At 66.0% G+C, this 21,806-nt stretch carries 19 protein-coding genes; 12 read left to right on the top strand and 7 right to left on the bottom strand.

The window, feature by feature from the left end; translation table 11 throughout:
* Positions 1-99: 99 nt before the first annotated feature.
* Genes AB4099_RS11570 through AB4099_RS11555 form a run of 4 tightly spaced genes read left to right on the top strand, consistent with a single transcriptional unit; the run spans position 100 to position 4,233 of the window.
* Positions 100-1,104 carry an ABC transporter substrate-binding protein gene (locus AB4099_RS11570; protein ID WP_441478185.1) on the top strand — a complete coding sequence of 335 codons (1,005 nt, stop codon included), beginning with the start codon at positions 100-102 and terminating at the stop codon, positions 1,102-1,104.
* A gap of 37 nt (positions 1,105-1,141) precedes the next feature.
* On the top strand, positions 1,142-1,921 hold the full coding sequence (locus AB4099_RS11565) for an ABC transporter ATP-binding protein (protein ID WP_113516288.1): 780 nt from the start codon (positions 1,142-1,144) through the stop codon (positions 1,919-1,921).
* Positions 1,908-2,696 (top strand): ABC transporter permease, encoded by a 789-nt coding sequence (locus AB4099_RS11560; protein ID WP_441478184.1) that lies wholly within the window; start codon positions 1,908-1,910, stop codon positions 2,694-2,696. Before AB4099_RS11565 ends, AB4099_RS11560 begins: the two co-directional genes overlap by 14 nt.
* A gap of 28 nt (positions 2,697-2,724) precedes the next feature.
* Positions 2,725-4,233 carry an amidohydrolase family protein gene (locus AB4099_RS11555; RefSeq protein ID WP_441478183.1) on the top strand — a complete coding sequence of 503 codons (1,509 nt, stop codon included), beginning with the start codon at positions 2,725-2,727 and terminating at the stop codon, positions 4,231-4,233.
* A gap of 100 nt (positions 4,234-4,333) precedes the next feature.
* On the opposite strand, the gene AB4099_RS11550 is transcribed toward AB4099_RS11555, so the two are convergent.
* Positions 4,334-4,741: a hypothetical protein gene (locus tag AB4099_RS11550; protein WP_441478182.1), complete on the bottom strand. Its 408-nt coding sequence runs from the start codon at positions 4,739-4,741 to the stop codon at positions 4,334-4,336.
* A 390-nt stretch (positions 4,742-5,131) separates the two neighbouring features.
* Here AB4099_RS11550 and AB4099_RS11545 point away from each other — a divergent pair, with 390 nt between their 5' ends.
* Both AB4099_RS11545 and AB4099_RS11540 read left to right on the top strand, forming a co-directional pair.
* Positions 5,132-5,755 (top strand): class I SAM-dependent methyltransferase, encoded by a 624-nt coding sequence (locus AB4099_RS11545; RefSeq protein WP_441478181.1) that lies wholly within the window; start codon positions 5,132-5,134, stop codon positions 5,753-5,755.
* A gap of 315 nt (positions 5,756-6,070) precedes the next feature.
* Positions 6,071-7,075, top strand: a complete 1,005-nt coding sequence (locus AB4099_RS11540) for a SphA family protein (RefSeq protein WP_441478180.1) — start codon at positions 6,071-6,073, stop codon at positions 7,073-7,075.
* A gap of 139 nt (positions 7,076-7,214) precedes the next feature.
* On the opposite strand, the gene AB4099_RS11535 is transcribed toward AB4099_RS11540, so the two are convergent.
* From AB4099_RS11535 to AB4099_RS11520, 4 genes are all read right to left on the bottom strand, one after another.
* Entirely contained in the window at positions 7,215-8,729 is a 1,515-nt protein-coding gene (locus AB4099_RS11535; RefSeq protein ID WP_441478179.1) for an arylsulfatase, read from the bottom strand.
* A gap of 70 nt (positions 8,730-8,799) precedes the next feature.
* Entirely contained in the window at positions 8,800-10,314 is a 1,515-nt protein-coding gene (locus AB4099_RS11530; RefSeq protein WP_441478178.1) for a DUF1254 domain-containing protein, read from the bottom strand.
* A 15-nt stretch (positions 10,315-10,329) separates the two neighbouring features.
* On the bottom strand, positions 10,330-11,754 hold the full coding sequence (locus AB4099_RS11525) for a DUF1254 domain-containing protein (protein WP_441478177.1): 1,425 nt from the start codon (positions 11,752-11,754) through the stop codon (positions 10,330-10,332).
* Between the two features lie 559 nt (positions 11,755-12,313).
* Complete coding sequence (locus AB4099_RS11520) at positions 12,314-13,207, bottom strand: LysR family transcriptional regulator (protein ID WP_441478176.1); 894 nt, start codon at positions 13,205-13,207, stop codon at positions 12,314-12,316.
* A gap of 125 nt (positions 13,208-13,332) precedes the next feature.
* Between AB4099_RS11520 and AB4099_RS11515 the strand changes: the two genes are divergently transcribed.
* From AB4099_RS11515 to AB4099_RS11495, 5 genes are all read left to right on the top strand, one after another.
* Entirely contained in the window at positions 13,333-13,749 is a 417-nt protein-coding gene (locus AB4099_RS11515; RefSeq protein ID WP_441478175.1) for a (R)-mandelonitrile lyase, read from the top strand.
* A 67-nt stretch (positions 13,750-13,816) separates the two neighbouring features.
* On the top strand, positions 13,817-14,884 hold the full coding sequence (locus tag AB4099_RS11510; RefSeq protein WP_441478174.1) for an NAD(P)-dependent alcohol dehydrogenase: 1,068 nt from the start codon (positions 13,817-13,819) through the stop codon (positions 14,882-14,884).
* Between the two features lie 100 nt (positions 14,885-14,984).
* Complete coding sequence (locus tag AB4099_RS11505; protein ID WP_441478173.1) at positions 14,985-15,683, top strand: RibD family protein; 699 nt, start codon at positions 14,985-14,987, stop codon at positions 15,681-15,683.
* A gap of 408 nt (positions 15,684-16,091) precedes the next feature.
* Complete coding sequence (locus AB4099_RS11500) at positions 16,092-17,336, top strand: DUF4344 domain-containing metallopeptidase (protein WP_441478172.1); 1,245 nt, start codon at positions 16,092-16,094, stop codon at positions 17,334-17,336.
* Between the two features lie 574 nt (positions 17,337-17,910).
* Entirely contained in the window at positions 17,911-18,669 is a 759-nt protein-coding gene (locus AB4099_RS11495; RefSeq protein ID WP_441478171.1) for a LuxR C-terminal-related transcriptional regulator, read from the top strand.
* Positions 18,670-18,744: 75 nt separating this feature from the next.
* On the opposite strand, the gene AB4099_RS11490 is transcribed toward AB4099_RS11495, so the two are convergent.
* Both AB4099_RS11490 and AB4099_RS11485 read right to left on the bottom strand, forming a co-directional pair.
* Positions 18,745-20,013: a multidrug effflux MFS transporter gene (locus AB4099_RS11490; protein ID WP_441478170.1), complete on the bottom strand. Its 1,269-nt coding sequence runs from the start codon at positions 20,011-20,013 to the stop codon at positions 18,745-18,747.
* 32 nt (positions 20,014-20,045) lie between these two features.
* Entirely contained in the window at positions 20,046-21,035 is a 990-nt protein-coding gene (locus AB4099_RS11485) for an aldo/keto reductase (RefSeq protein WP_441478169.1), read from the bottom strand.
* A gap of 334 nt (positions 21,036-21,369) precedes the next feature.
* On the opposite strand from AB4099_RS11485, the gene AB4099_RS11480 reads away from it, so the two are divergent.
* On the top strand, positions 21,370-21,702 hold the full coding sequence (locus AB4099_RS11480) for a hypothetical protein (RefSeq protein ID WP_441478168.1): 333 nt from the start codon (positions 21,370-21,372) through the stop codon (positions 21,700-21,702).
* Positions 21,703-21,806 lie beyond the last annotated feature (104 nt).

Raw genomic sequence — 21,806 nt, 5'->3', positions numbered from 1 at the left:
AGCATAACCATATATTATGTACCGCAGCGAAATTGGTATTTGATTTGATCGGCGTCCCCACTGTTTCTGTCCAAAGGGGAACCAGGAAGGGCGACCACAATGTCGAAGTTCACGTCGAGCACTCTCACAGCCGTCTTCAGCGCAGCCGTCGCGCTGTCCATGCCGTCCGCAGGCCATGCGGCGGACAATGTCCATCTCATGCTCGACTGGATTCCGACAGGCGATTACGCGCCCTATTATGCCGGCATCGCCTCGGGCATCTATCAGCGCAATGGCATCGAGCTGCGGATCAGCAAGGGCAACGGCTCCGGCGACACGCTGAGCAAGGTGGCGGGCGGCGCGGCCGATATCGGCATGGCGGATATCTCTGCCCTGTTCACCGCGCGTCAGCGCAGCTCCGTGCCGCTGAAGATGATCGGCGCGGTCTATGCCCATTCCCCGCACTCGCTCTTCGTGCGCAAGGATTCCGGGATCACCACATTCACCGGGCTCGAAGGCAAGAAGATCGGCATCACGCCGGGCAACAGCCATCGGCTCTACTTCCCGGCGGTCGCCGCCGCGGCGAAGACCGATCCGAACAAGATCGAATGGGTGACGGTCGACGGCTCGGCCATGGGCCCGCTGCTGATCAGCGGCAAGGTCGATGCCATTCCGTCCTACGCGACCAATTTCTACTATCAGAACAAGCAGGCCCAGCGCGCCGGCAAGGAGCTCGCCTTCCTGCCCTTCGTCGAAGCCGGTTTCGCGATCTACTCGCTCGCCTTCCACACCACCGAGGCGAGCGTCAAGAACCGCCCGGAGATGCTGAAGAACTTCATGAAGGCGACCACGGAATCGTGGGAGGCGGCGCGCGACAACCCCCAGGCCACCTGCGAGGCGCATGTGAAGGCGATCCCGCAGGTCGATCTCGATGATTGCCTCGGCAGCCTGAAGGCGACGCTGGGCTTCATCTTCACCGATCACGCCAAGCAGGCCGGGGTCGGCGGCATCACCACCGAGCGCCTGAACAAGACCTATGAGGTCGTCGCCCAATCGCAGGATCTCGACCCCAAGCTCGATCCGGCGACCGCGGTCGACATGTCCTTCCTGCCGCCGAAGAAGTGATGAGAGCGGACAGGGCAGGGGACGCCGGAGAACAGACATGATTGAAATCAGCGGGGCCGGCCAGGTCTTCGGATCGGTCGGCAATGGCGGCGTGCGCGCGCTCGACGGGATCGATCTCACGATCCGCGACCGGGAGATCGTCACGCTCGTCGGCCCTTCCGGCTGCGGCAAGTCCACCTTGCTGCGGCTCGTCTCCGGCCTGGTGCCGCCGACGGAGGGCAGCATCGCCATCAATGGGGAGCGCGTCAGCGCGCCACGGCAGGACACCGGCATCGTCTTCCAGGCGCCGACCCTGCTGCCCTGGGCGACGATCATGGAAAACGTGATGTTCCCCTCGACGATCATGGGGCGCGCCGATGATACGGCGCGCCGCAGGGCGAAGGACCTGCTGGCCGTCGCCGGCATTGCGGATTTCGCCGATCACCGGCCGCGCCAGCTCTCCGGCGGCATGCAGCAGCGCGCTGCGATCTGCCGGGCGCTGGTGCATGATCCCGACATCCTGCTGATGGACGAGCCCTTCGGCGCGCTCGATGCGTTGACCCGCGAGATCATGACGATCGAGCTGCTGCGGATTTGGGCGAACGCGCCCAAGACCATCATCTTCGTCACCCATTCCATTCCCGAAGCGGTGATCCTGGCGGACAGGGTCGTCGTGATGTCGCCGCGGCCCGGCCGGATCGCGGAAATCATCGATGTCGATCTGCCGCGCCCGCGCGATTTCGCCATGTCGGGCCACCCGGAATTCCAGCGCTGCGCCGGACGCATCCGCGAACTGATCTTCGGCGAGCAGGGGACGCATTTCGATGTCGAACACTAAAACCCTGCGCCTGCTCGGCGCGAGCCGCGAATTCCTGATTCCGCTTGTCGCGCTGGTGGTGCTGATGGCGATCTGGGAGGTGACCGTCCGGGTCTTCGCCATTCCCGAATACCTGCTGCCGGCGCCCTCGCGGATCTTCCACGACACGGCGGCGATGGGCCCGGCCCTGGGCGAGCACACGCTGGCGACGCTCAGGACCGTTCTGTTCGGCTTCCTGCTCTCGATCGCGGTCAGCTTCCCGCTCGCCGTGCTGATCTCCTCCTCGCGGCTGGCGGCGGACGCGATCTACCCGCTGCTCGTGCTGACCCAGTCGGTGCCCAAGGTCGCGATCGCGCCGATCCTGGTCGTGGTGCTCGGCCCCAACGAGCTGCCGCGCGTCATCGTGACCTTCCTGGTCGCCTTCTTCCCGCTGGTGATCTCGATGACCACCGGCCTGCTCGCGGTGCCCCCGGAACTGGTCGAGCTTGCCCGGTCCTGCCGCGCGAGCAAGCTGCAGGAGCTGCTGCGGGTGCGTCTGCCCTATTCGATCCCGTTCGTGTTCTCCGGCCTGAAATCGGCGATCGCGCTCTCCGTCGTCGGCGCCGTGGTCGGCGAGTTCGTCGCGGCGGAACGGGGCCTGGGCTATCTCATCACCTCGGCGACCGCGTTCTTCAAGGTTCCCGTCGCCTTCGGCGCCATGCTGATCCTGGCCCTGCTCGGCATTGTCCTGTTCCAGCTGATCGTCGTCGCCGAGCGGGTGTTCTTCCCCTGGGCTGCGGCCGAGCAGCGGCGCTGATCCCCCGGCGTCGAGAAGGAGACCCGCCATGACCGCAAGCCCGCTCTACACCATCATCCGCAACGCCCTCGTCCTGCTGCCGGAGCGTGTTCAGGCTGAACCGCTCGACCTGCTGCTGGAAGGCGACACGATCCGCGAGATCGGTCCGCACCGCATGTCCGCCCCCGAGGGAGCGGCCGAGATCGACGCCGCCGGCAAGCTCGTCCATCCCGGCCTCGTCAACGCCCATACCCATGGCCATGGTGCGCTCGCCAAGGCCATGGGGGACCGCTGGTCGCTCGAACTGCTTCTGGCTGCCGGCCCCTGGATCAGCGGCAACCGCAGCCTCGAGGACAAATATCTCAGCGCGGCGCTGAACGGCGCCGAGATGGTGCTGAAGGGTACGACCGCCTGCTACGACCTGTTCTTCGAGGTGCCCGCGCCTTCGGTCGAGGGCATGTCGGCCGTCGCACGGGCCTATCAGGATGTCGGCATGCGCGCGACGATCGCGCCGATGGTCGCCGATACCACCCTCTATGAAGCCATTCCCGGCCTCTACGACGCCTTGCCCGAGCCGCTACGCGCTGAGGTCGACCGCTTCCGGATGCAGCCCTATGCCGAGACGCTCAAGGGCTTCGAGGCGTTCGTCACGCAGGCGCGCTTCGACACCGAGCGGCTGAAGATCGCGCTCGCGCCGACGATCCCGCTGCATTGCTCGGACGGCTTCCTCGGCGCCTGCCGCGACTGCGCCCGCCGCTTCGGGCTTGGCCTGCATAGCCATGTCGCGGAATCGAAGATCCAGGCGCTCTCCGGCATGAAGCGCTATGGCCGCACATTGACCGCCCATCTCGACCAGCTCGGTCTGCTCGGCCCCGACTTCACGGTCGCCCATGGCGTCTGGCTCGATCCCGAGGACATGCGCATCCTCGCCGGACATGGTGCCTCGGTCGCGCATAACCCGGCGAGTAATATGCGGCTGGGCAGCGGGCTTGCCGATGTGCGGGCGATGCTCGCGGCCGGCGTCAATGTGGCGATCGGCACGGACGGCTCGAATAGCGGCGACAACCAGAACATGTACGAGGCGACGCGCCTGGCCTCCTTCGTCTCGAAGGTGCGCGGGCCCGATGTCCGGGAATGGCTGACCACACCGGAGGTGCTGCACGCGGCGACCGAAGGGGGCGCCCGCGCGCTCGGCTTCCAGGGCCGCATCGGCCGGATCGAAGGCGGCTACAAGGCCGATCTCGTCTTCGTCGATCTCGGTCATATCAACTGGCTGCCGCATAACCGCACGGTCAACCAGATCGTCCATGTCGAGGATGGCACGGCGGTGCGCGACGTGATGATCGGCGGCCGCTTCGTCGTGAAGGAGGGGCGCCTGCTGACGCTCGACCTGGCGAAGCTGGCGCGCGAGGCGGAAGCGGCGCGCGAGCGGCTGGAAGCGGCCAACGCGCCCATGAAGCTGCTGGCCGAGAAGCTGCAGGATGCGGTCGCGAGCTTCTGCGTCGGCCTCGCCCGGCAGCCCTACCAGGTCGAGCGCTACGGCGCGCCGCTGCGCTGAGGCACGGCTCCGTTCGGCATTCGGCCGTCGAACGGAGACCCCCCTTCGCGGACGCGACCGACCGGCCGGCTTCGCTGATGGCCGGTCGTCGGCGCCGGCCTCACCAATATGCCCGGTAAACCGTACGGGGATAATAGTGCGGGCCGTAATAAGCCCGGTTCCAGCCGTAATAGCGCGGGGCATAATAGACCGGCCGCGCATAGTAATAGCCCGGGCGATAATAAGCCCGCGGTCCATAATAGGAATAGGCGGGATAGCCATATCCGTAGCCATAGGCCGGATAACCGTATCCATAGGCATAGGCGGGCGTCGTTGCTGCGGCGACCAGACCTCCGAGCAGCGCCCCGCCGACGAGGCCGGCCGCGACAGCCCCGCCGCCCCAGCCATAGTTGCGATAATACCCGCCGTGATAGCCCCAGCCGCCCCCGCGCCAATATTGCGCGTCGGCGGCTCCGACACTGCCGGTCATGATCAAAGCGGCAGTGGCGAGCGTTGCGAGTTTCCTCATGACACCCTCCCACCTCTTGCTGTGACGCAAGCGAGGCCAACCGACGCGATGTCGCTTCCGCTATCCCCGGCAGAAGTGCCGTCGTGGTCCGGTGCTTTCGCGCCAACCGTCTCCGATAATGACGAATTTACACGCGTTTCCGGCGCGATGCAGCAGCCTTGATGCCGCGCGCCGGCGCGGCGGGGCGGGCGCTCGCGGCAATGGAGCCCTGGACATCGGCGAAGGACGCCCAGATGCTCGGCATATGCCGCTGCCGGAGTTCCGAGCGCCGGTGCTCGCACCTGCCTGGGCAAGGCAGCGCTTGAGGATCGGCTGAAGTCTGCCAGGGAGCATTGGGACTTGCGGAAACCGCGGCTCGACGCGCGTCCGCCCGTCTGCAAATCTTCCACGATGACAAGCAAGCCAGAACATCTTGTTGCCGCGGGCTATGACGAGGTTGCAGACGCCTATCTCGAACGGTTCGGGGTATCTGCTGTTCGTCAGAAATGGGTAGGCCGTCTTGTCGACAGCCTGCCAGCCGGAGGCGGCCGGGTCCTCGATCTGGGCTGCGGTGCGGGCATCCCCGTGGCGCGCGACCTTGCGGCATTGGGACATGCCGTCATGGGTGTCGACGGATCGACACAACAAATCCTCAGGGCTGGAAGGAACGTGCCGCTGGCGACATTCATCCAGGCGGATATGTGCGACGTGCAGTTTGAAGCTGGCTCTTTCCATGCCGTCGCTGCCTTCTACTCAATCACCCATGTTCCGGCTGTCCAACAAGGCCCGCTGATCCTGAAGATCGCGCGATGGCTGAAGCCGGGCGGCGTCTTTGTTGGAAGCTTTGGAACAGGCGCCCCGGGCGAGTGGATCGGTGAATGGCTGGGAACCACCATGTTCTTCGGTCACAACGGCGAAGCGGAAACACTGAAATATCTATCCGATGCTGGATTGATCGTCCGCAATTCGTCGATCGAAAGGCAGGACAACGAAGAGGCCTCCTTTCTGTGGATCGAGGTAACGAAGGAGGCCTGAGCGCTCTTGCTCAATCGGCTATTTGCGTCCGCGGCCCGGGAAGGACCGCAGGAGCCCATGCACGTCCGTTAACATCGGTTGCAGAGGAATCCGGCGATTGGCCGGCTGGCCCCGCGTCGCGGCCGCCCCTGGCATCGGGGCGCACCGGCTAAGTCGGCGTCTCCCTCATTGGCTGCAAGATCCTGACTGCGAGGTCGCGGCCGCGTTCGAAGCAGCCAGGGCGACTTCACCGGGACGCAGCGGAGTGCTGCGTCTTGACGCCCCGGCACGGCAAGTTCAGCCTCACCCAACAGCAAGATGAGATGGGGCGAGTCCATGCGGGGGCAGGTTTCGAAGGCGCTTGTTGCAGCCTGCCTTCTTGCCGGTCTCCCGGTCGGATCGGCGCAAGCCACCGAGGGGGGCGCGAGCCTCTATGTCCCCGGCATTCACGGGCCCCTGGCGGGCGTCGTGCCGCCGCCGGGCTTCTATTTCGAGACCGATTTCTACAGCTATTCCGGACGTCTCTCGGCATCCAAGCAAATCCAGATCGGCGGCGCCGTCCTCGCCAATGTCCAGGTCGAGGCCCGCGCTGCATTCCTGACGCCGACCTGGGTGACACCCGTCGAGATCCTGGGCGGCAACCTGGCTTTCGCGATGTCGCTGCCGCTCGGCGTGCCACGCGTGAGCGCAGGCGCGGTCATCGCCGCGCCACGGCTGGGGCGAGCCTTTGCTCTCTCCGAGCGGGACGCCACCTTCAATGTCGGCGATCCGATCGTCTCCAGCCTCATCGGCTGGCATGCCGGCAAATTCCACTGGCAGACCGGCGTCTCGGTCAACATACCGTCCGGCTCCTACCAGGACGGCGAATTGTCGAATCTCTCGTTCAACCGCTGGATCGGCGACGTCTACGGGGCGCTGACCTATCTCGACCCTGCCATCGGGCTCGATATCTCGACGACGATCGGCCTTGAGATCAACGGTGCCAACACCGCCACCGACTACCGGAGCGGCAACGCCTTTCACGCCGATCTCGCCATCACCAAGAACCTGACCAAGGAGTTCTCCGTTGGCGTCATGGTTGGCCATTACCAGCAGGTGAGCGGAGATGGCGGCAGCGGCGCGAGCCTTGGCGCCTACAAGGGCAGGGTTACGGCGGTCGGCGGCACCGTCGGCTATAATTTCGAGGTGGCCGGCACGCCGGTTTCAGCGCTCCTGAAGGTCATGCGCGAGGTCGAGGTCGAGAACCGCTCCCGCGGCACCATCGGGCTCCTCAGCATCGCTTTCCCGCTCGGCGGGCAGGCGGCACCTGCCGCGCCCACGCCGGCCGTGGTCAAGCGCTGACGGGACCCTGCGCCGGCATCGACGGCCGCGATCATGGCCTCGATCTGGCCGGCCGGCCGGGCAGCGGCTTCCCGTACCCGCTTATGCGCAGTTGGGCGGGGCCTCGCTCTCGTGGCGCCCCTGCCTTGCCCTGGAGAGCCTATATGGGCGGGACATAGGGGTCTGGCGTCCCCATCGCGATCAGGGGATGCTTCTTCACACTGGCTTCGAACGTTCCGACCATCTTCAGCACGGGTCCGAAGATCCAGCTATCCGTGATGACCTTGTCCTCGTCCTCGCGTGGGTTCGTGTAGAGATTGAAGAGAAGTGGGATCCCGAGCTTGATCGGCGGTGAAACCATCGTGTCCTGCCGGTAGAAGTGCACCTTGAAGTTGCGCCACTTCACTGACTGGAGGCGATCGGCGCACCAGATCAAGATCCCTTCGCGGCCGGATTTCTCGGTCCGGCCCGTGAAGAAGCCGGATTGGTCGACGCCATCGATCGGGCGGTCCGTCGGCACCGGGGCGCCGACAATGCCGGCGAGTGTCGGGAACAGGTCGACGCCGTGAACGATTTCGTCGCTGACGCGGCCGGCGGGAATCCGGCCCGGCCAGCGGATCATGAAGGGCACGCGGATCCCGCCCTCCCAGGCCGTGAAATACTGGCCGCGCCATGGCCCGGCCCAGCCGTCCCACGGCTTGATGAACTCGGGCCCGTTGTCGCTGGCGAAGATCACGATGGTGTTGTCGCCAATGCCCAGCCGTTCCACGGCATCGAGCATATGTCCGACGTTGTGATCCATCTCGGCCAGCATATCGGCCCAGTCGCCGTTGCCGGTCTTGCCTGCGAACGCCGGGTTCGGGAGGGTCGGCAAATGGGGCTGCGTCAGCGCCGCAAAGGCGAAGAAGGGTTTGCGCGCCTGCGCCTGACGCTCCATGAACGCCACCGAGCGCTGGGTGATCTCCGCGTCGATCGCACGGCGCTGCTCGGTGTCATAGACGGCGATCTCACGGCTCTTCTCGCCCTTGCGCCCCTCCATGATCTGTTCCGGCGGCATGATGCCAGGCGAGTACCCGCTCGAACCCGGCCACATCGCCTCGTCGGTGGTGCGCGGGATGCCGTACCACTCGTCGAAACCCTGGTCGTTCGGCAGCCGGCCGTCCTGGCTGCCAAGATGCCATTTCCCGTAGAGCGCAGTCGCATAGCCGACGCCCGACAGCGCCTCGGCCAGCGTCACCTCCCATTGCGTGAGGCCGTCCGCCACGCCGCCGAAGGGCACCGAATGGGTGCCGGAGCGGATCGCGTAGCGCCCGGTCAGGATGCTGGACCGGGTCGGCGTGCACTGCGTCTCCATATTCATGTTCGTGAGCCGCAAGCCCTCGCTCGCGAGCCTGTCGATGCGCAGTGTCGGCGCTCCCCGCGTCGCCCCGCCGCCATAGACGCCCAGTTCGCCATAGCCGAGATTGTCGACGAGGATGAACAGGATGTTCGGCCTGGCCTGCGGCGCGGGGGCCTGAGCCTGCACAAGCTGCGCCGGCAGGCCCGCGCCCAGCGCGACCGCCGCCGCACCGAGGGAGGTGCCGCCCAGCAGCAGGCCGCGGCGGCTCAGGGCGCTGGCGCCCGGCGCTGCCGCCGGTCCTGCAATCTTCGCTCCCCGGCTTGCTGTGGTCTGCATCTGTCACCTTTCCAGGCCGACGACGCGGGCCGGCCATGCCGCAGCGGCGCTTCCGCGTACCCGATGCGCTCTAGACCCGCTCAAAGTCCGGCAGGGGCCAGGATCGATCGAAATACGCCTCGGTGGGCTGATAGAAGCGAAAATACGCGAACCAGTTCTTGCCTGGCACCGTGGGAATCCAGTTCTTCTCGAAGCCGGCCGGCGCCTTCGGCCCGCAATGGATGTCGACCGAACCGTCGGCATTTTGGCGCAGGTCCATGCGTGACGAGCGATCGGGGGTCTTCTGCTGGTTCAGGATCAGCGCGCGCGTGTCGACATCATAGAGCGTCACCGACCAGAACAGCTTGATCGGTGGCTTGGGCGGAACACGCAGGCGATAGGCCTTGCCGCCGTCCAGCCAGTTGCCGGCGCTGTCCCTGTAGGCGCTGAGATAGGCCGATGAGGGCCCTGGCCGCTTGGGGGCCATGCTCGGCCCGGCACCGACGGCCTCATAGAACCAGGACGCGCGTTCATCGAGCAGGTTCCAGAAAACATCGGGGTCATCGGCGTCGAGCTGGAGCGCAAAATCCCAATGCGCATCGGGGCGATAGCGCGCTCCCGCAAAGCGGCGGTCCGTGGAATTGGCCTTGGCCATCGCCTCGCCGACCAGTGCGGCGTCGGCGAGGATCTTCGCCTGCCTGGCATCCGGCTTGAACGGCTTGCCCTTTTCCAGGCCAAGCGGGCGCAGCATCGCGTGAAAGAAGATGTCGCGCGGCGCAACCGGCTCGTGCTGGATCACCTCGTCGAGCCGTCGCCAATATGCGAGCCCGCGCGGCGGCAGCCCGCTCCATGCCGTGGTGCCGGCGTCCCGGATATCCATCCTGGGCGGGTTGTCGCGTTGGGCATAGGGATACATCCGCAGATGCGACAGGGCCTCCTTCGCCTTCTCCGGATCGGTATCGGTCAGCCGCGCGCCAAGGAAGATGTTGAAGGTCGGCGAGTGGCGAACGGTGAGGCCGGCGACATCGCCCGGCGCTTCCTGGCCCGGAGCCAGAACGAGATATCGGCCGGGGGTTTCGGTCCCCGGAATGGTCATCTGCCAGGCGTCGCTGGCCCCGCCCTGGACGCCCTGTTCAGGCATCTCCAGCACCAGCGGCCCGGAGGTGAGATCGGCAAAACCGAGATAGTAGGGGGTCGTGGCGTTGGCGGTCAGGATGCCGCGCCGCGCCTCATAGGACAGGATCGCGACGATCTGCCCGTTTCTGGCGCCAAGCTGATCGGTGACGCCGCGCTGCCAGGCCGCGAACGAGACGGCCGGCAGCGCCCAGAGATAGGCCTGGCAGGCGCGCTGGAAATCGCGCTCGTCGTAGAGCTTCTCGATCGTTGCATCCGTCGGGTAGCCGCTGGCGAAGCCGTGGGTGAACTCGAGGGGACCGATGCGCGTCTCGATCGTCTGCAGCGGGGACTGGCCCGTTCCCGCGCTCCGTCCCTTCGGCCTGGGCTGGGCCAGGCCGGGGCTTGCGATCCCCGCAACGGAAAACGTGCCGAGCGCGGCAGGGGCCGCGCCGGCCAGCAACGACAGCGTTTCCCGGCGATTGCGTCTCATCCTGCTCTCCTGCAGTCAGCGGGGCGCGACCTTCGCGATGTCCGGCAGCGCCCAGCTCTTGTCGAAGACCGGCTTGTCGGGCCCGTAGAAGCGGAACAGCACTTCGAATCGTCGGCCGGGCCTTGTCGGAATCCAGTTCGCCTCCTTGCCGGCCGGGGCCTTGGGGCCGAAATGGATGTCGACGGAACCGTCCGCATTCGTTTGCAGCCCGGGACTTTGCGAGGAGCGTCCGGAGCGCGGCATGTCGCGGATCAGGGCGTGGGTGGCCCGATCATAGACCGTCGCTGACCAGTACTGCCTGACCGGTGCGTTCGCGGGCACGGTCAGGCGATAGCTGCTGGTTCCGTCGAGATCCCTGCCGTCCCTGTCCTTGATCGTCATCAGATAGAACTGTCCGACCCCGGAACGCTTGGTGCTGAAGAACGCCATCGTATAGGTGACGCCCCGGCCATCGACGGGGTAGCTGTCGGGGTCGGCGAACTGGCTCTGCAGGCCTTCGATCACCTCAGGCAGGATGGGAAAGGCCCAGTGGCGCCCCTCGTAATAGGGCGCGAACATGGTAGCGTATTTCATCTCGAGCCAGGCATGAGCCTCGGCTGCGGCCGCACCGAGCAGGCGCTGCGTCGCCTGGTCCGGCCGAAACGGCTTGCCCTTCTCGATGCCGATCGACCTCAACTGGTCGATCATGGCCTTGTCGCGCGTGAGCCAGGGTTCCTGCTGCACAAACCGGTCGAGTGATTGGAAGAACCGCAGGTCGTAGGGGATCGTGGAATCGTAGACGCTGCCGCGCGCGTCGAGGAAGACCGTTTCGGGCGGGTTGGCCGCCTGGCCGAGGGGGTAGAGCCTGATCCGCTTGCCATAGGCGACGGCGGCCTTGATGTCGGCCTCGCTGCCGCTCTTCAGGAGCGAGCGGAGCAGAGCATAACCCTGGCGGTTTGCGGAAGGCAGCGTGATATAGCCCTCCGGCACGGGCTCGCTGTAGCCAGGGGGCAGGATCAGATATTTGCCGCCCGCGCCCTTGTCGGCGCCTGCCGGGCCGACATCTTCCAGCGCCGCCTGCCAGGGGTCCATGATGCTGCCATTGATGACGCCGTCGCCTTCAGGCGGGATCTCGATCACCATCGGGCCGTCCTTCGTATCGAAGAAGGCCATGAGGTAGATCACGTCAGGGTTGGGAGTCAGCGTCTGGTTGCGCCAGTCCAGCAGGCCCGACCAGTACACGATCTGGTTGGGCTTGCCGCCGAGCTTCAGCATCGCCTGGAACATCAGTTCGGTATTGACCGCGGGCATGGCCCAGATCACCGCCTCGACCGCGCGGCGCTCGATCATGCGGCGGCTCAGATCGGCGGCGGAAGCAGGCTGGGCCTGCGCCTGCGCGGCTGAGCCAAGGACCGCAGCCGCCAGCAGCAGGGTGGCCCGTATCGCGCTCGCCTTCACCATTTCAGCTCCCCGGAGACGCGGCGATGCCCGCTTGGAGCGGGAGGGCGGCAGGGCTGACGGCCACCGGCAAGCCCGTGCCCGCGCCCCCGGAGCGAAAGTCCGGTCCGGGAAGGGATTGAAACTTGGCGTTGGGCGGCGCGGTCGGGTTCTGGGCGCGTGCCGTCGAGGCAAGGGCGCGATGGCTGCGGCTCCTCGGCACTGTGGCTGCGCGCCGAAGCGCATTCAGGGCGTGCGAAGTGCAGCATGATGGTCCGGGCTGCGGTTTCCGCCGCATCTTCGTCGTCATCGTCGCTGCGACCGGAAACCGCCCTGTTGAAGCGCCCCGTCCCGCCCTTGCATGGAGGCGCTCGAGCCTTGGTGCAAGCCGTGAAGGGAGACCCGATGCCATGACCGAAACTCCGGCATGATGACCCGTCTGTTCAGACCGAATTGATCTGCCTCCAGGGCAGTTTTGTCCAGTCCAGCTGAGCCTCGCTACATCCGCCCGCACGCTGTCGACGCTGCGCCAGTCGTTCCGTGTGCGACCGTACGCCCTGAGCGGAGCAGTGCCGGCCCGCCATCACCCGCGGTACTTCAAGGCGTCGACAAGCAGCGCAAAGGCCGCCGATGGCTGGCGCCGGCTGGGGTAGTACAGGTGGTAGCCGGAGAAGGGCGGGCACCAGTCCTCCAGCACGCGGACCAGGCTGCCCCGGGCCAGCTGTTCCGCCACATGGTCGTCCATCACGAAGCCGAGCCCGAAGCCGGCCTCGGCGGCGCGCGCGATCATGCTGACATTGTTGAAGGCGAGCCGACCCTCCACCCGGACGCGGACTTCGCGTCCGTCCCGCTCCAGCTCCCAGGCATAGAAGCCACCGCCGCTGAGCAGGCGCAGGTTGATGCAGTCATGCTCGGCGAGGTCATGCGGCGTTTGGGGAATGGAGCGCGTCGCGAGATAGCCGGGCGATCCGACCACCGCCATGCGCAGATCCGGCCCGATCCGGACCGCCACCATGTCCTTGGCGAGGGCTTCGCCGAGCCGGACGCCGGCGTCGAAGCGCTCGGTGACGATGTCGGTCAGGCTGGAATCGATGCCGAGCTCGACATGGATGTCGGGGTAATGCGGCAGGAACCGCTCCAGGGCCGGCCAGAGCACGGTCGTCGCCGCGTGCTCCGAGGTGGTGATGCGGATCGTCCCGGCCGGTTTCTCCCGCAGCTCGTTGAGGGAGGCCAGTTCCGAGCCGATGCTTTCCAGCGCCGGGCGCAACGTGCCCAGCAGCCGTTCCCCGGCCGCAGTGGGGGCGACGCTGCGGGTGGTGCGGGTCAGCAGGCGCACGCCCAGCCTGGTCTCGAGCCGGCGGATCGTATGGCTCAGCGAGGATTGCGAGGTGCCGAGCTTGGCGGCGGCGCGCGTGAAGCTCTGCTCCTCGGCGACCGTCAGGAAAGCATTGAGATCGACCAGTTCCTCGCGTCGCATTCATGAATCCCCGATATGGCTTCATGCGGTTTCTATCGCCTAATCCAATGAATGTCGCGCGGCTACAGTGCGGGGAGGATCGGCACACTGTCCGGCTCCAGGCACGAGGACGTGAGGATACGTGGATGGACATCAAGCGAAGCGGGGCGCAGCCTTCTGCAAAGGGGCCGGCCGAGTATTTCACGGGCACGGTGAGGATCGATGCGCCCTTCGCCGGCGGCGGCGCCTTGAGCGGTGCGACCGTCACCTTCGAACCCGGGGCGCGGACGGCCTGGCACACCCATCCGCTCGGCCAGACCCTTCTGGTGCTCTCGGGTCTGGGCCGGGTGCAGCGCGAGGGTGGCCCGGTCGAGGAGATCCGACCCGGCGACATCGTCTGGTTCGAACCGGGCGAGAAACACTGGCACGGCGCCGCGCCGGATTGCGCCATGGCGCATGTCGCTATCGCCGCGATGAAGGATGGTTCGGTGGTGACCTGGATGGAGAAGGTCGCGGACGGCGACTATCTCGGACAGGGGCATGGCGAGGGGAGGCGGGGATGAAATCCTCTGCTGTGCCAAGCCCTCACCGAGGCCGGTGCCTCCACATTCACCAGGACGGGAGACCGGAATGAAGACCATTGGCTATGCCGCCCGGGCGGCGACGTCCCGGCTGGCGCCCTTTGATTTCACCCGCCGGGAGCTTCGGCCGAACGATGTCGCGATGGAGGTGCTCTATTGCGGCGTCTGCCACACCGATCTGCACCAGGCCCGCAATGACTGGGGCTGGAGCCAGTATCCCATGGTACCGGGCCATGAGATCGTCGGCCGGGTGACCGCGGTCGGCCGCGATGTCCGCCGCTACAAGGCCGGCGATCATGTCGCCGTCGGCTGCATGGTCGATTCCTGCCAGGCCTGCGACCAGTGCCGCAAGGGGCTGGAACAGCTCTGCCGCAAGGGCAATGTCCAGACCTATAACGACAAGGAACGCTTCTCCTGCGAGCCGGCCGAGCCGACCTATGGCGGCTATTCCAAGCATCTCGTGGTGCGCGAGGAGTTCGCGCTGCGCGTGCCTGACGGGCTCGATCTCGCCAAGGTCGCGCCGCTGCTCTGCGCCGGCATCACCACCTATTCGCCGCTGCGCACCTGGAATGTCGGACCGGGCAGCCGCGTCGGCGTGGTTGGTCTCGGCGGCCTCGGCCATATGGCGGTGAAGCTCGCGGCTGCGCTCGGCGCCGATGTCACGGTGATGAGCCGTACGGCAGACAAGCTGGCCGATGCGCTGGCGCTCGGCGCCGACCGGTTGCTGGTCTCCAGCGATGCCGAGGCCATGGCCGGGGCCGCGAACGGTTTTGACCTGATCATCGATACCGTGCCGGTCAAGCACGATATCAATCCCTATCTGTCGCTGCTCGATGTCGATGCGACGCTTGTCCTGGTCGGCCAGGTCGGGCCGCTCGCGGAGCCCTCGACCGTGCCGCTCCTGCTCGGCCGCCGGCGCATCGCCGGCTCGCCGATCGGCGGCATCGCCGAGACGCAGGAGATGCTCGATTTCTGCGCCAAGAAGGGGGTTCATCCCGATGTGGAGATGATCCGCATGGACGAGATCAACGACGCCTTCGTGCGGCTCGAGCGCGCCGATGTGCGCTACCGCTTCGTCATCGACATGGCCTCGCTGGTTCCAGCGCAGGCGGGGTAGGGCGCGCAGGTCGGATCAAGATCATGGCCGCGCCATCGCGCATGGCGGTGCCATTCCGAATGGCGGTGCCATTCCGTGCGAGCGCCTGGGGGAGCAAGCCATGAGACCCATCGTCATCTGCCACATGCTCTCGTCGCTGGACGGCAGCCTCCATCCGAGCCGCTTCACCTGGAGCCCCGATGGCAGCAAGGCCGAATGGTCCAGGCTCTATGAAGAGGTCCATGAGGGGCTCGAGCCCGACGCCTGGCTGGTCGGCCGGGTGACGATGGCCGAGATCAGCAGGGTCGGTCCGCATGCACCGGGCCAGGCCGGCCCGGTCGGGCGGCCCTGCCATTTCGCCGTCCGTGAGGCCGACTGCTTTGCGATCGCGCTCGATCCATCCGGCAAGCTCCACTTCGCCGGGCCGAAGATCGGCGGCGATCCCGTCGTGGTGCTGCTCGGCCGCGGGGTTGCAGACAGTCATCTCGCCGAACTCGCCGCGGACGGGGTCTCCTATATCGTCTCCGAAACCGCCAGGATCGATCTGGCCGCCATGCTGGATGTCCTCGGCCACGAACTCGGCATCCATCGGTTGCTGCTAGAGGGTGGCGCGGGCATCAACGGTTCCTTCTTCGCCGCCGGCCTGGTCAATGAGCTGAGCCTGCTCCTCGTGCCCGCCATCGACGGACAGGCCGGACATCAGGCTTTCATCGACGCAGGGGAAGACGGTCTCGACGGCGATGTGCAGCTCTCCTTCAAGAGCTGCGAACCGCTGGCGCATGGCGTCCTGCATCTGCGCTACGTCGTGGCGCCGCGCTGAGCCCCGGACGCTGCGCCAAGAAGGCGGTTCACCCGGATGTCGAGATGATCCACATGGACGAGATCAACGACGCCTTCGAGCGGTTCGAACGTAGCGATGTGCGCTATCGCATCGTCATCGACATGGCCTCGCCGGTCCCGCCGCAGGAGGCGTCGGCACGCGCGTTCAGGATCGTGGCCGCGTCATCCCACATGGCGCCGCCAGTCCTGGCGATGCAACCATTTAAGCCGCTCCGCCGTTGCCTTGCCGGCGTCAGCGCCCGACTGAGGGCAGCCGCGGCCTCGCGACCGGTGCCGATCTGGGAGGCGAGGACGCGACGATCCGGTCCGATGCCTCGAGCGCAGCGATCACGCTGGGTTGAATGTAGCTCCGCAAGTCCTGTCGCCAGGTTTCGGTCATCTTGTCCCAATGGAACTGATGATGATTTCGCACGGATTCATGCAGTGCCCGGGCGGCCGCCTCGACGGCGGCTGCGACGCGTCTATGGTCCATCTCGTACCCCCTGCAACCCACCCCATGAGTATGGGCAGATCATCGCGGGGGCGGGAAGGTCCGGTCTATGGGGCGCAAGACACATTACGGTTATTCCGATTCTCGTATCTTCCAGTGCCAACGCGCAGCGATGCCGGGCAGGGCCGAGGTGCCGCTCCGATCGAAGCCCGATCAGCCGACCCGAAAGCAGTCTCAGGCGACCTGACGACGGCGCAGACGCTCTCCCGCAAGCATGCCCTCTGGGTTAGGTTGGCATCTGCTTGGTCGGTCGCATCAGGAAGGGGACCCGCCATGAGGCCAGCCTCCAGACGGTCATTCGACCTGTGCGCTTTCGGCTTGGCTTTGAGCCTGACCGGAGCGGTGTCCGCGCAGCCGGCCGTGCCGGCATCTGTCGTCGCCACCATCTACGAGGCGCCGAAGAACCCGGCGCATCAGCCGGTCCTCGATCTCCTGCGTGAGAAGCGGGCACTCGAGAAGGCGGCCGAATTCTACCGGCTTTTCCGGCTGCCGAGGCCATTGACGCTGAAGGCGAAGGGCTGCGATGGCGAGATCGATGCCTGGTTCGAAAATGACGAGATCACGATCTGCTACGAGTATGTCGCGTATGTCCTCGACATCGCGCGCGATCCCAAGCGGCCCGATTGGGTGAGTGAGAACGATGCTCTTGTCGGGCCGGTCATCGACCTGTTTCTTCACGAAGGCGGGCACGCGATCTTCGACTATCTGAAGATTCCGGTGCTCGGGAATGAGGAGGACGCCGCCGATTTCGTCGCGTCCTACGTGGAACTCAACCTTTACAAGGCTGATGCCTACGGCCTGATTGCCGGCATCGTCTATTGCTACCTCAACGAGGCGGGCGTCCACAGCTTCAAGAAGCTCAAGCGGATGCCGGGCGGCCCGGTCGACGGGCAGACATTCGCCGATGCTCACAGCACTCCGCTGCAGCGCATGTACAACGTGCTTTGCCTCGCCTACGGCTCCGACCCCGTCCGCTACAAGGCGCTGATCGACAAGGGCGTGCTGCCGGCCGAACGCGCCAGTGGCTGCAAGGTCGAGTATGAACAGGTCGACCACGCGTTCAAGACGCTGCTCGTCCCGCATATCGACCAGGCGGCGCTGGCCCGACTGTTTCCGCAGGTGAGTTCCGCCGCGCCGAAATAGAGCATCTGTCTGGAGACGGTGGAGCCCGGCTTGGCGCTCGGGACCCTATCAGCGGGCGCCCCGGGCTCGCGGCCTCGCGCACCAGTCCCCGCGCCATCGCCCGCTACAAGTAACGAGAGCCGGGCAGGCAAGGAGAGCAGGGCTGGCAAGTCTTGTGAGAAGAGAACGGCCAGTTGATCCGGCCGTTCTCGAACATATTGGCGCAGGCGTCAGCCCTTGGTGACAATTGGCGTTGCCGCTGGCGCGGGCGGGGGTGCCTTTCCCTTGCCGTAATACGCGCACCCGCCGACGCCAGACAGCGCCACTGAAACAGCCAGGATCAGGAGTGTCTTCATTGCGCAGCCCTCGTTGAGTAGGTCCCCACGCCATCACCATAGTACAGATTGGCGAGAAAATCCCGACGATTCCTCGCTTCCAAGTTAACGCGGGCGCAGATTGACGGCGTAATCGTTCCCGGGCTCATGGAGGAAGCTGGCGCAGCGGAGCGATAACCCGCACAGCCACGCTCGACGCTGGCCAAAGGCGATTTGCTGCTTCGCTTCCGTCGAAAGATAATTCGAGATTATTTCCAATTTTGGAGGATTTACAAAGAGCGTTGACTACGCAACCATCGGCGTCGGCCTGGGGAGGTAAAGTACAGAGTAGGGGTTCTGCGGCCATGCCGGACCGTTCGATTGCTATTGTCGACGATCACCCCCTGCTGATGGAAGGGATCGGCGCGCTCCTGAAACGATGGGGCGGGTTCACGCTGGCCGCGACCGGGACCGTCGCGGATGACATCGTGCCGATCATGAACGCGCATCACCCCGATGCGATGATCGTCGATCTCAACATGGCGGGGGATGTCTTTCAGGCGATCTCGGGTGCGCTGAAGATCGCCCCCGAGACGACAATCATCGTGTTCACGGCCTCGACAAGCCCGGATGATGCGATCAGGGCCCTGGATGCAGGAGCCAAGGGCTATATCCTGAAGGGCAGCCCCGGAGAGGACCTGTTTCAGGCTCTGCAGGCGGCGCAGCGGGGAGATGTCTATGTCACACCTGCTTTTGCGCCCAAGGTGATCGGCGCCCTCCGGGACAAGGCTCTGCAAAAACAGAAGGCAATCAGCAACAGGCTCAGCATTCGGGAGGAGCAGATCGTCAAACTCCTGCTGCAAGGAAAGAAGAACAGCGAGATCGCCGATGCGCTCTCGCTCAGCGACAAGACCGTCAAGGGCTACATGACCAACCTGATGGCCAAGTTGAACGCCCGCAATCGCCTGGAGGTGGTGCTTGCCGCGCAAAGGTTGAATCCGGCTGTGAGTATCGGGCCCGTCATCAAGCTGCGCTCCTGATCCAAGCCGCTCCCGGCGGCTTGTCCGAGAGGCTGGCGCTACGCTGTCACGGCTTCGCGCCGCCATGAGCCTTCGTCATCGGGCGGCTTCACAAATTGCCTCTTCATGGCTGGGCCTGCTCGGTATCAGAAGAGTGCAGGCGAAGCTGCCCAGGCCCATGAGCCCGACGACCCAGCCGAGCGGCCATGCGGTGCCGTCGGCAAAGCTGCCGGCCAGCGCCGAGCCGAGGATGCCGCTGCCGTAATGTAGCGCCCCTGCCAGGGCAGACACGGTGCCGGCGCGTTGGGGCTCCCCGGCCATGGCACCCGCGATCGAATTGGCGACGATGAAGCCGGTCGCGGAAATGAACAGGAAGAGCGGCAGCACCAGCCCCCAGAGGCCGCCGAGATCGCTTCTCGCCGCGATGGCGAGAAGCGCGCCCGCACCTGCCGCCAGTCCTGCGCCGAAGCGCAGCAGCCGGTCGCTGCCGAAGCGCGGCACCAGGCGGGCATTGAGCAGATTGGTCGCCATGATGCCGAGGATGCCGACGCCGAAAAGCGCGCCATAGAGCGTGGGCGGGACATGATGATAGCCGATATAGGCGAAGGGCGTGCCGGCGATATAGGCGTAGATGCCGCCATAGAAGAAGCCGCCGGCCCCGGCATAGCCGAGCAGCCGGCGCTGGCGCAGCAGCGCGCCGTAGCCCAGGAAGGCGCGCGCCAGCGGTTCATGGCTGCGCTGCTCCGGCGGCAGGGTCTCCGGCAGCATGAGGACCGCGGCCAGGGCGGCGAGGCCCAGGGCGACGAGCACGAGGAAGATCGCGCGCCAGCCGGCAAGGGTGAGGATCTGGCCGCCGAGGAGCGGGCCGAGCAGCGGGGCAATCGCCATGACGGTCATCAGCGTCGAGAGCATCTGCGCGGTGCGCGCGCCGTCATAGAGGTCGCGGACCATGGCGCGGCCCAGCACCACCCCGGCGCAGGCGCCGACGGCCTGGACGATGCGCCAGCCGATCATCGCTTCGGCACTGCCCGCGAATGCGCAGCCGGCCGAGCCGATGACGAAGAGCACGAGGCCGATCGCCACCGGGCGGCACCGGCCATAGCGGTCGCTGATCGGGCCCCAGAACAGCTGGCCGAGGCTGAAGCCGATCAGGAAGCCCGAGACCGTGAGCTCGATCAGCCCGGTATCGGCGTGAAGCGCGCGCGCCATCTCCGGCATGGCAGGCAGATAGAGGTCGGTCGAGATCGACGCGAACCCCATCAGCGCGCTGAGCACGCCGAGCACCCGCCAGGGCTGGCCGGCCGCATCGGGGCGCGACTGCTCAGCGGCGCAGGCCAGCGCCTTGGCTTCGATGTCGTTGCTCATGGGCCAAGTCCGTGCGGGTACCTTGCCGGCGCTCAGAGGCCGGTGGTGGCGAGCAATTGCTCGGGATAGCGCTCACCCTCGATCGCGATCGCCGCCGCAGCCTGCTCGATCTCGGCGAGGTCGGCGGCAGTGAGTTCGACCGCGACGGCGCCAAGATTCTCCTCGAGGCGATGAAGCTTGGTCGTGCCGGGGATCGGCACGATCCAGGGCTTCTGGGCGAGCAGCCAGGCGAGCGCGATCTGCGCCGGGGTGGCGCTCTTCTCGGTGGCGATACGCTGGAGGAGATCGACCAGGGCCTGGTTCTTCGCCATGGCTTCGGGGGTGAAGCGCGGCAGGATGCTGCGGAAATCGCCCTCGCCGAGCTTGGTGTCCTTGCTCATCGCGCCGGTGAGAAAACCCTTGCCGAGCGGGCTGTAGGGCACGAGGCCGATGCCCAGCTCCCCGCAGGTTTCCAGGATGCCGTTCGTCTCGACGCCGCGCGTCCACAGCGAGTACTCGTTCTGCAGGGCGGTGATCGGCTGCACGGCATGGGCGCGGCGTGCCGTCTTCGCGCCGGGTTCGGAGAGCCCGAAATGCCTGACCTTGCCGGCCGCGATCAGGTCTTTGACGGCGCCGGCGACATCCTCGATCGGCACGCCGGGGTCGACACGGTGCTGGTAGAACAGGTCGATGATATCGACGCCGAGCCGCTTGAGGGAGGCATCCGCGACCGCCTTGATCTGCGCGGGCCGGCTGTTCAGGCCGGACTGCTTGCCCTCGACGAAGTTGAAGCCGAATTTGGTGGCGATCACCACCTGGTTGCGGACCGGTCGTAGCGCTTCGCCGACCATCTCCTCATTGGTGTAGGGGCCATAGACCTCGGCCGTATCGAAGAAGGTGACGCCGCGCTCCACCGCCTGGCGGATCAGCGTGACGCCCTCCTGCCTGCTGAGCGTGTTGGCATAGCCGAAATCCAGACCCATGCAGCCATAGCCAAGGGCCGAGACTGCAAGGCCATCCTGTCCAAGAAGACGTGTCTTCATCGCCTGTTCTCCAGCGTGCAAAGGGCGTTCTCTCGCCGTGGTGCCGAAGATAGGGGAAGCGCCGTCGATCAATTAGACGGCATAAACCGCATGAAGTCATATCCGTGGTTCATGAGTAGGTTTCAGCCGTGGCCGTGCTGAACTGGCGCGTTCGCCACGGCCGTGCGTGCCGAGTGATACCTCTCGGGAGTGGCGAGTGCCCCCGCTGATGAAGGTCCGTTCCGGGGCAAAACTCAAACCTGAGATGGTCGATCGGGCGCTCAGCTGGGAGCGTTGCCTGGATTCGACACGGCGTCTCGCTCGGTGCGATCATTGCCCGCAACCGGGAGGAACCATGCGCGGCGGTCCCCATGGCCAAGAGGCCTTCATCAACACGCTGGCAGCGTCGCTGGCCGGTGCCGCGAGCCTCGCCAGGAACGCCCTGGTCGAGATCGCCATTCTGGGCGGGCCGGAGCGTCTCGATGCCCTCGAGCAGCAGTTTCTGAACGACGCCAAGAACGCCACGATCGAAGGCGTCTCGATCGAAGAGGATGCTCGTCTGCTCAACGATATCGTCGCGACGGTCGGGATGATCTTTGCGCAGGCTCGGGAGGCCGTGGCGGAGCGCCTTGGCGATCAGCAGCGACGAGACAGCGAGGGGCCGGACCCCGCCGGCCGGGAGCCCTGAGGCGTCGGCCCGAAAGGCGGATTGCGGCTTTTGCGGGCGCCGATGCAGATGCAGAAGGCCGTCGCCAGCCACCGAGCCTCGATATCTCCGTCGGGTCATAAGGC

It is taken from the genome of Allobosea sp. 2KB_26 (genome assembly GCF_052115715.1).
Lineage (GTDB): Bacteria > Pseudomonadota > Alphaproteobacteria > Rhizobiales > Beijerinckiaceae > Allobosea.
Note: the sequence above shows the minus strand (reverse complement) of the source record. Positions and strands in the feature narration are given on the sequence as shown.

Bases quoted from the DNA above. Each gene is read 5' to 3' on its own strand.
- AB4099_RS11545 (WP_441478181.1), top strand. From the start codon at position 5,132: ATGACAAGCAAGCCAGAACATCTTGTTGCCGCGGGCTATGACGAGGTT.
- AB4099_RS11560 (WP_441478184.1), top strand. From the start codon at position 1,908: ATGTCGAACACTAAAACCCTGCGCCTGCTCGGCGCGAGCCGCGAATTC.
- AB4099_RS11510 (WP_441478174.1), top strand. From the start codon at position 13,817: ATGAAGACCATTGGCTATGCCGCCCGGGCGGCGACGTCCCGGCTGGCG.
- AB4099_RS11485 (WP_441478169.1), bottom strand. From the start codon at position 21,035: ATGAAGACACGTCTTCTTGGACAGGATGGCCTTGCAGTCTCGGCCCTT.
- AB4099_RS11565 (WP_113516288.1), top strand. From the start codon at position 1,142: ATGATTGAAATCAGCGGGGCCGGCCAGGTCTTCGGATCGGTCGGCAAT.
- AB4099_RS11570 (WP_441478185.1), top strand. From the start codon at position 100: ATGTCGAAGTTCACGTCGAGCACTCTCACAGCCGTCTTCAGCGCAGCC.
- AB4099_RS11555 (WP_441478183.1), top strand. From the start codon at position 2,725: ATGACCGCAAGCCCGCTCTACACCATCATCCGCAACGCCCTCGTCCTG.
- AB4099_RS11550 (WP_441478182.1), bottom strand. From the start codon at position 4,741: ATGAGGAAACTCGCAACGCTCGCCACTGCCGCTTTGATCATGACCGGC.
- AB4099_RS11520 (WP_441478176.1), bottom strand. From the start codon at position 13,207: ATGCGACGCGAGGAACTGGTCGATCTCAATGCTTTCCTGACGGTCGCC.
- AB4099_RS11530 (WP_441478178.1), bottom strand. From the start codon at position 10,314: ATGAGACGCAATCGCCGGGAAACGCTGTCGTTGCTGGCCGGCGCGGCC.
- AB4099_RS11500 (WP_441478172.1), top strand. From the start codon at position 16,092: ATGGAACTGATGATGATTTCGCACGGATTCATGCAGTGCCCGGGCGGC.
- AB4099_RS11490 (WP_441478170.1), bottom strand. From the start codon at position 20,013: ATGAGCAACGACATCGAAGCCAAGGCGCTGGCCTGCGCCGCTGAGCAG.
- AB4099_RS11535 (WP_441478179.1), bottom strand. From the start codon at position 8,729: ATGCAGACCACAGCAAGCCGGGGAGCGAAGATTGCAGGACCGGCGGCA.
- AB4099_RS11525 (WP_441478177.1), bottom strand. From the start codon at position 11,754: ATGGTGAAGGCGAGCGCGATACGGGCCACCCTGCTGCTGGCGGCTGCG.
- AB4099_RS11505 (WP_441478173.1), top strand. From the start codon at position 14,985: ATGAGACCCATCGTCATCTGCCACATGCTCTCGTCGCTGGACGGCAGC.
- AB4099_RS11540 (WP_441478180.1), top strand. From the start codon at position 6,071: ATGCGGGGGCAGGTTTCGAAGGCGCTTGTTGCAGCCTGCCTTCTTGCC.
- AB4099_RS11480 (WP_441478168.1), top strand. From the start codon at position 21,370: ATGCGCGGCGGTCCCCATGGCCAAGAGGCCTTCATCAACACGCTGGCA.
- AB4099_RS11515 (WP_441478175.1), top strand. From the start codon at position 13,333: ATGGACATCAAGCGAAGCGGGGCGCAGCCTTCTGCAAAGGGGCCGGCC.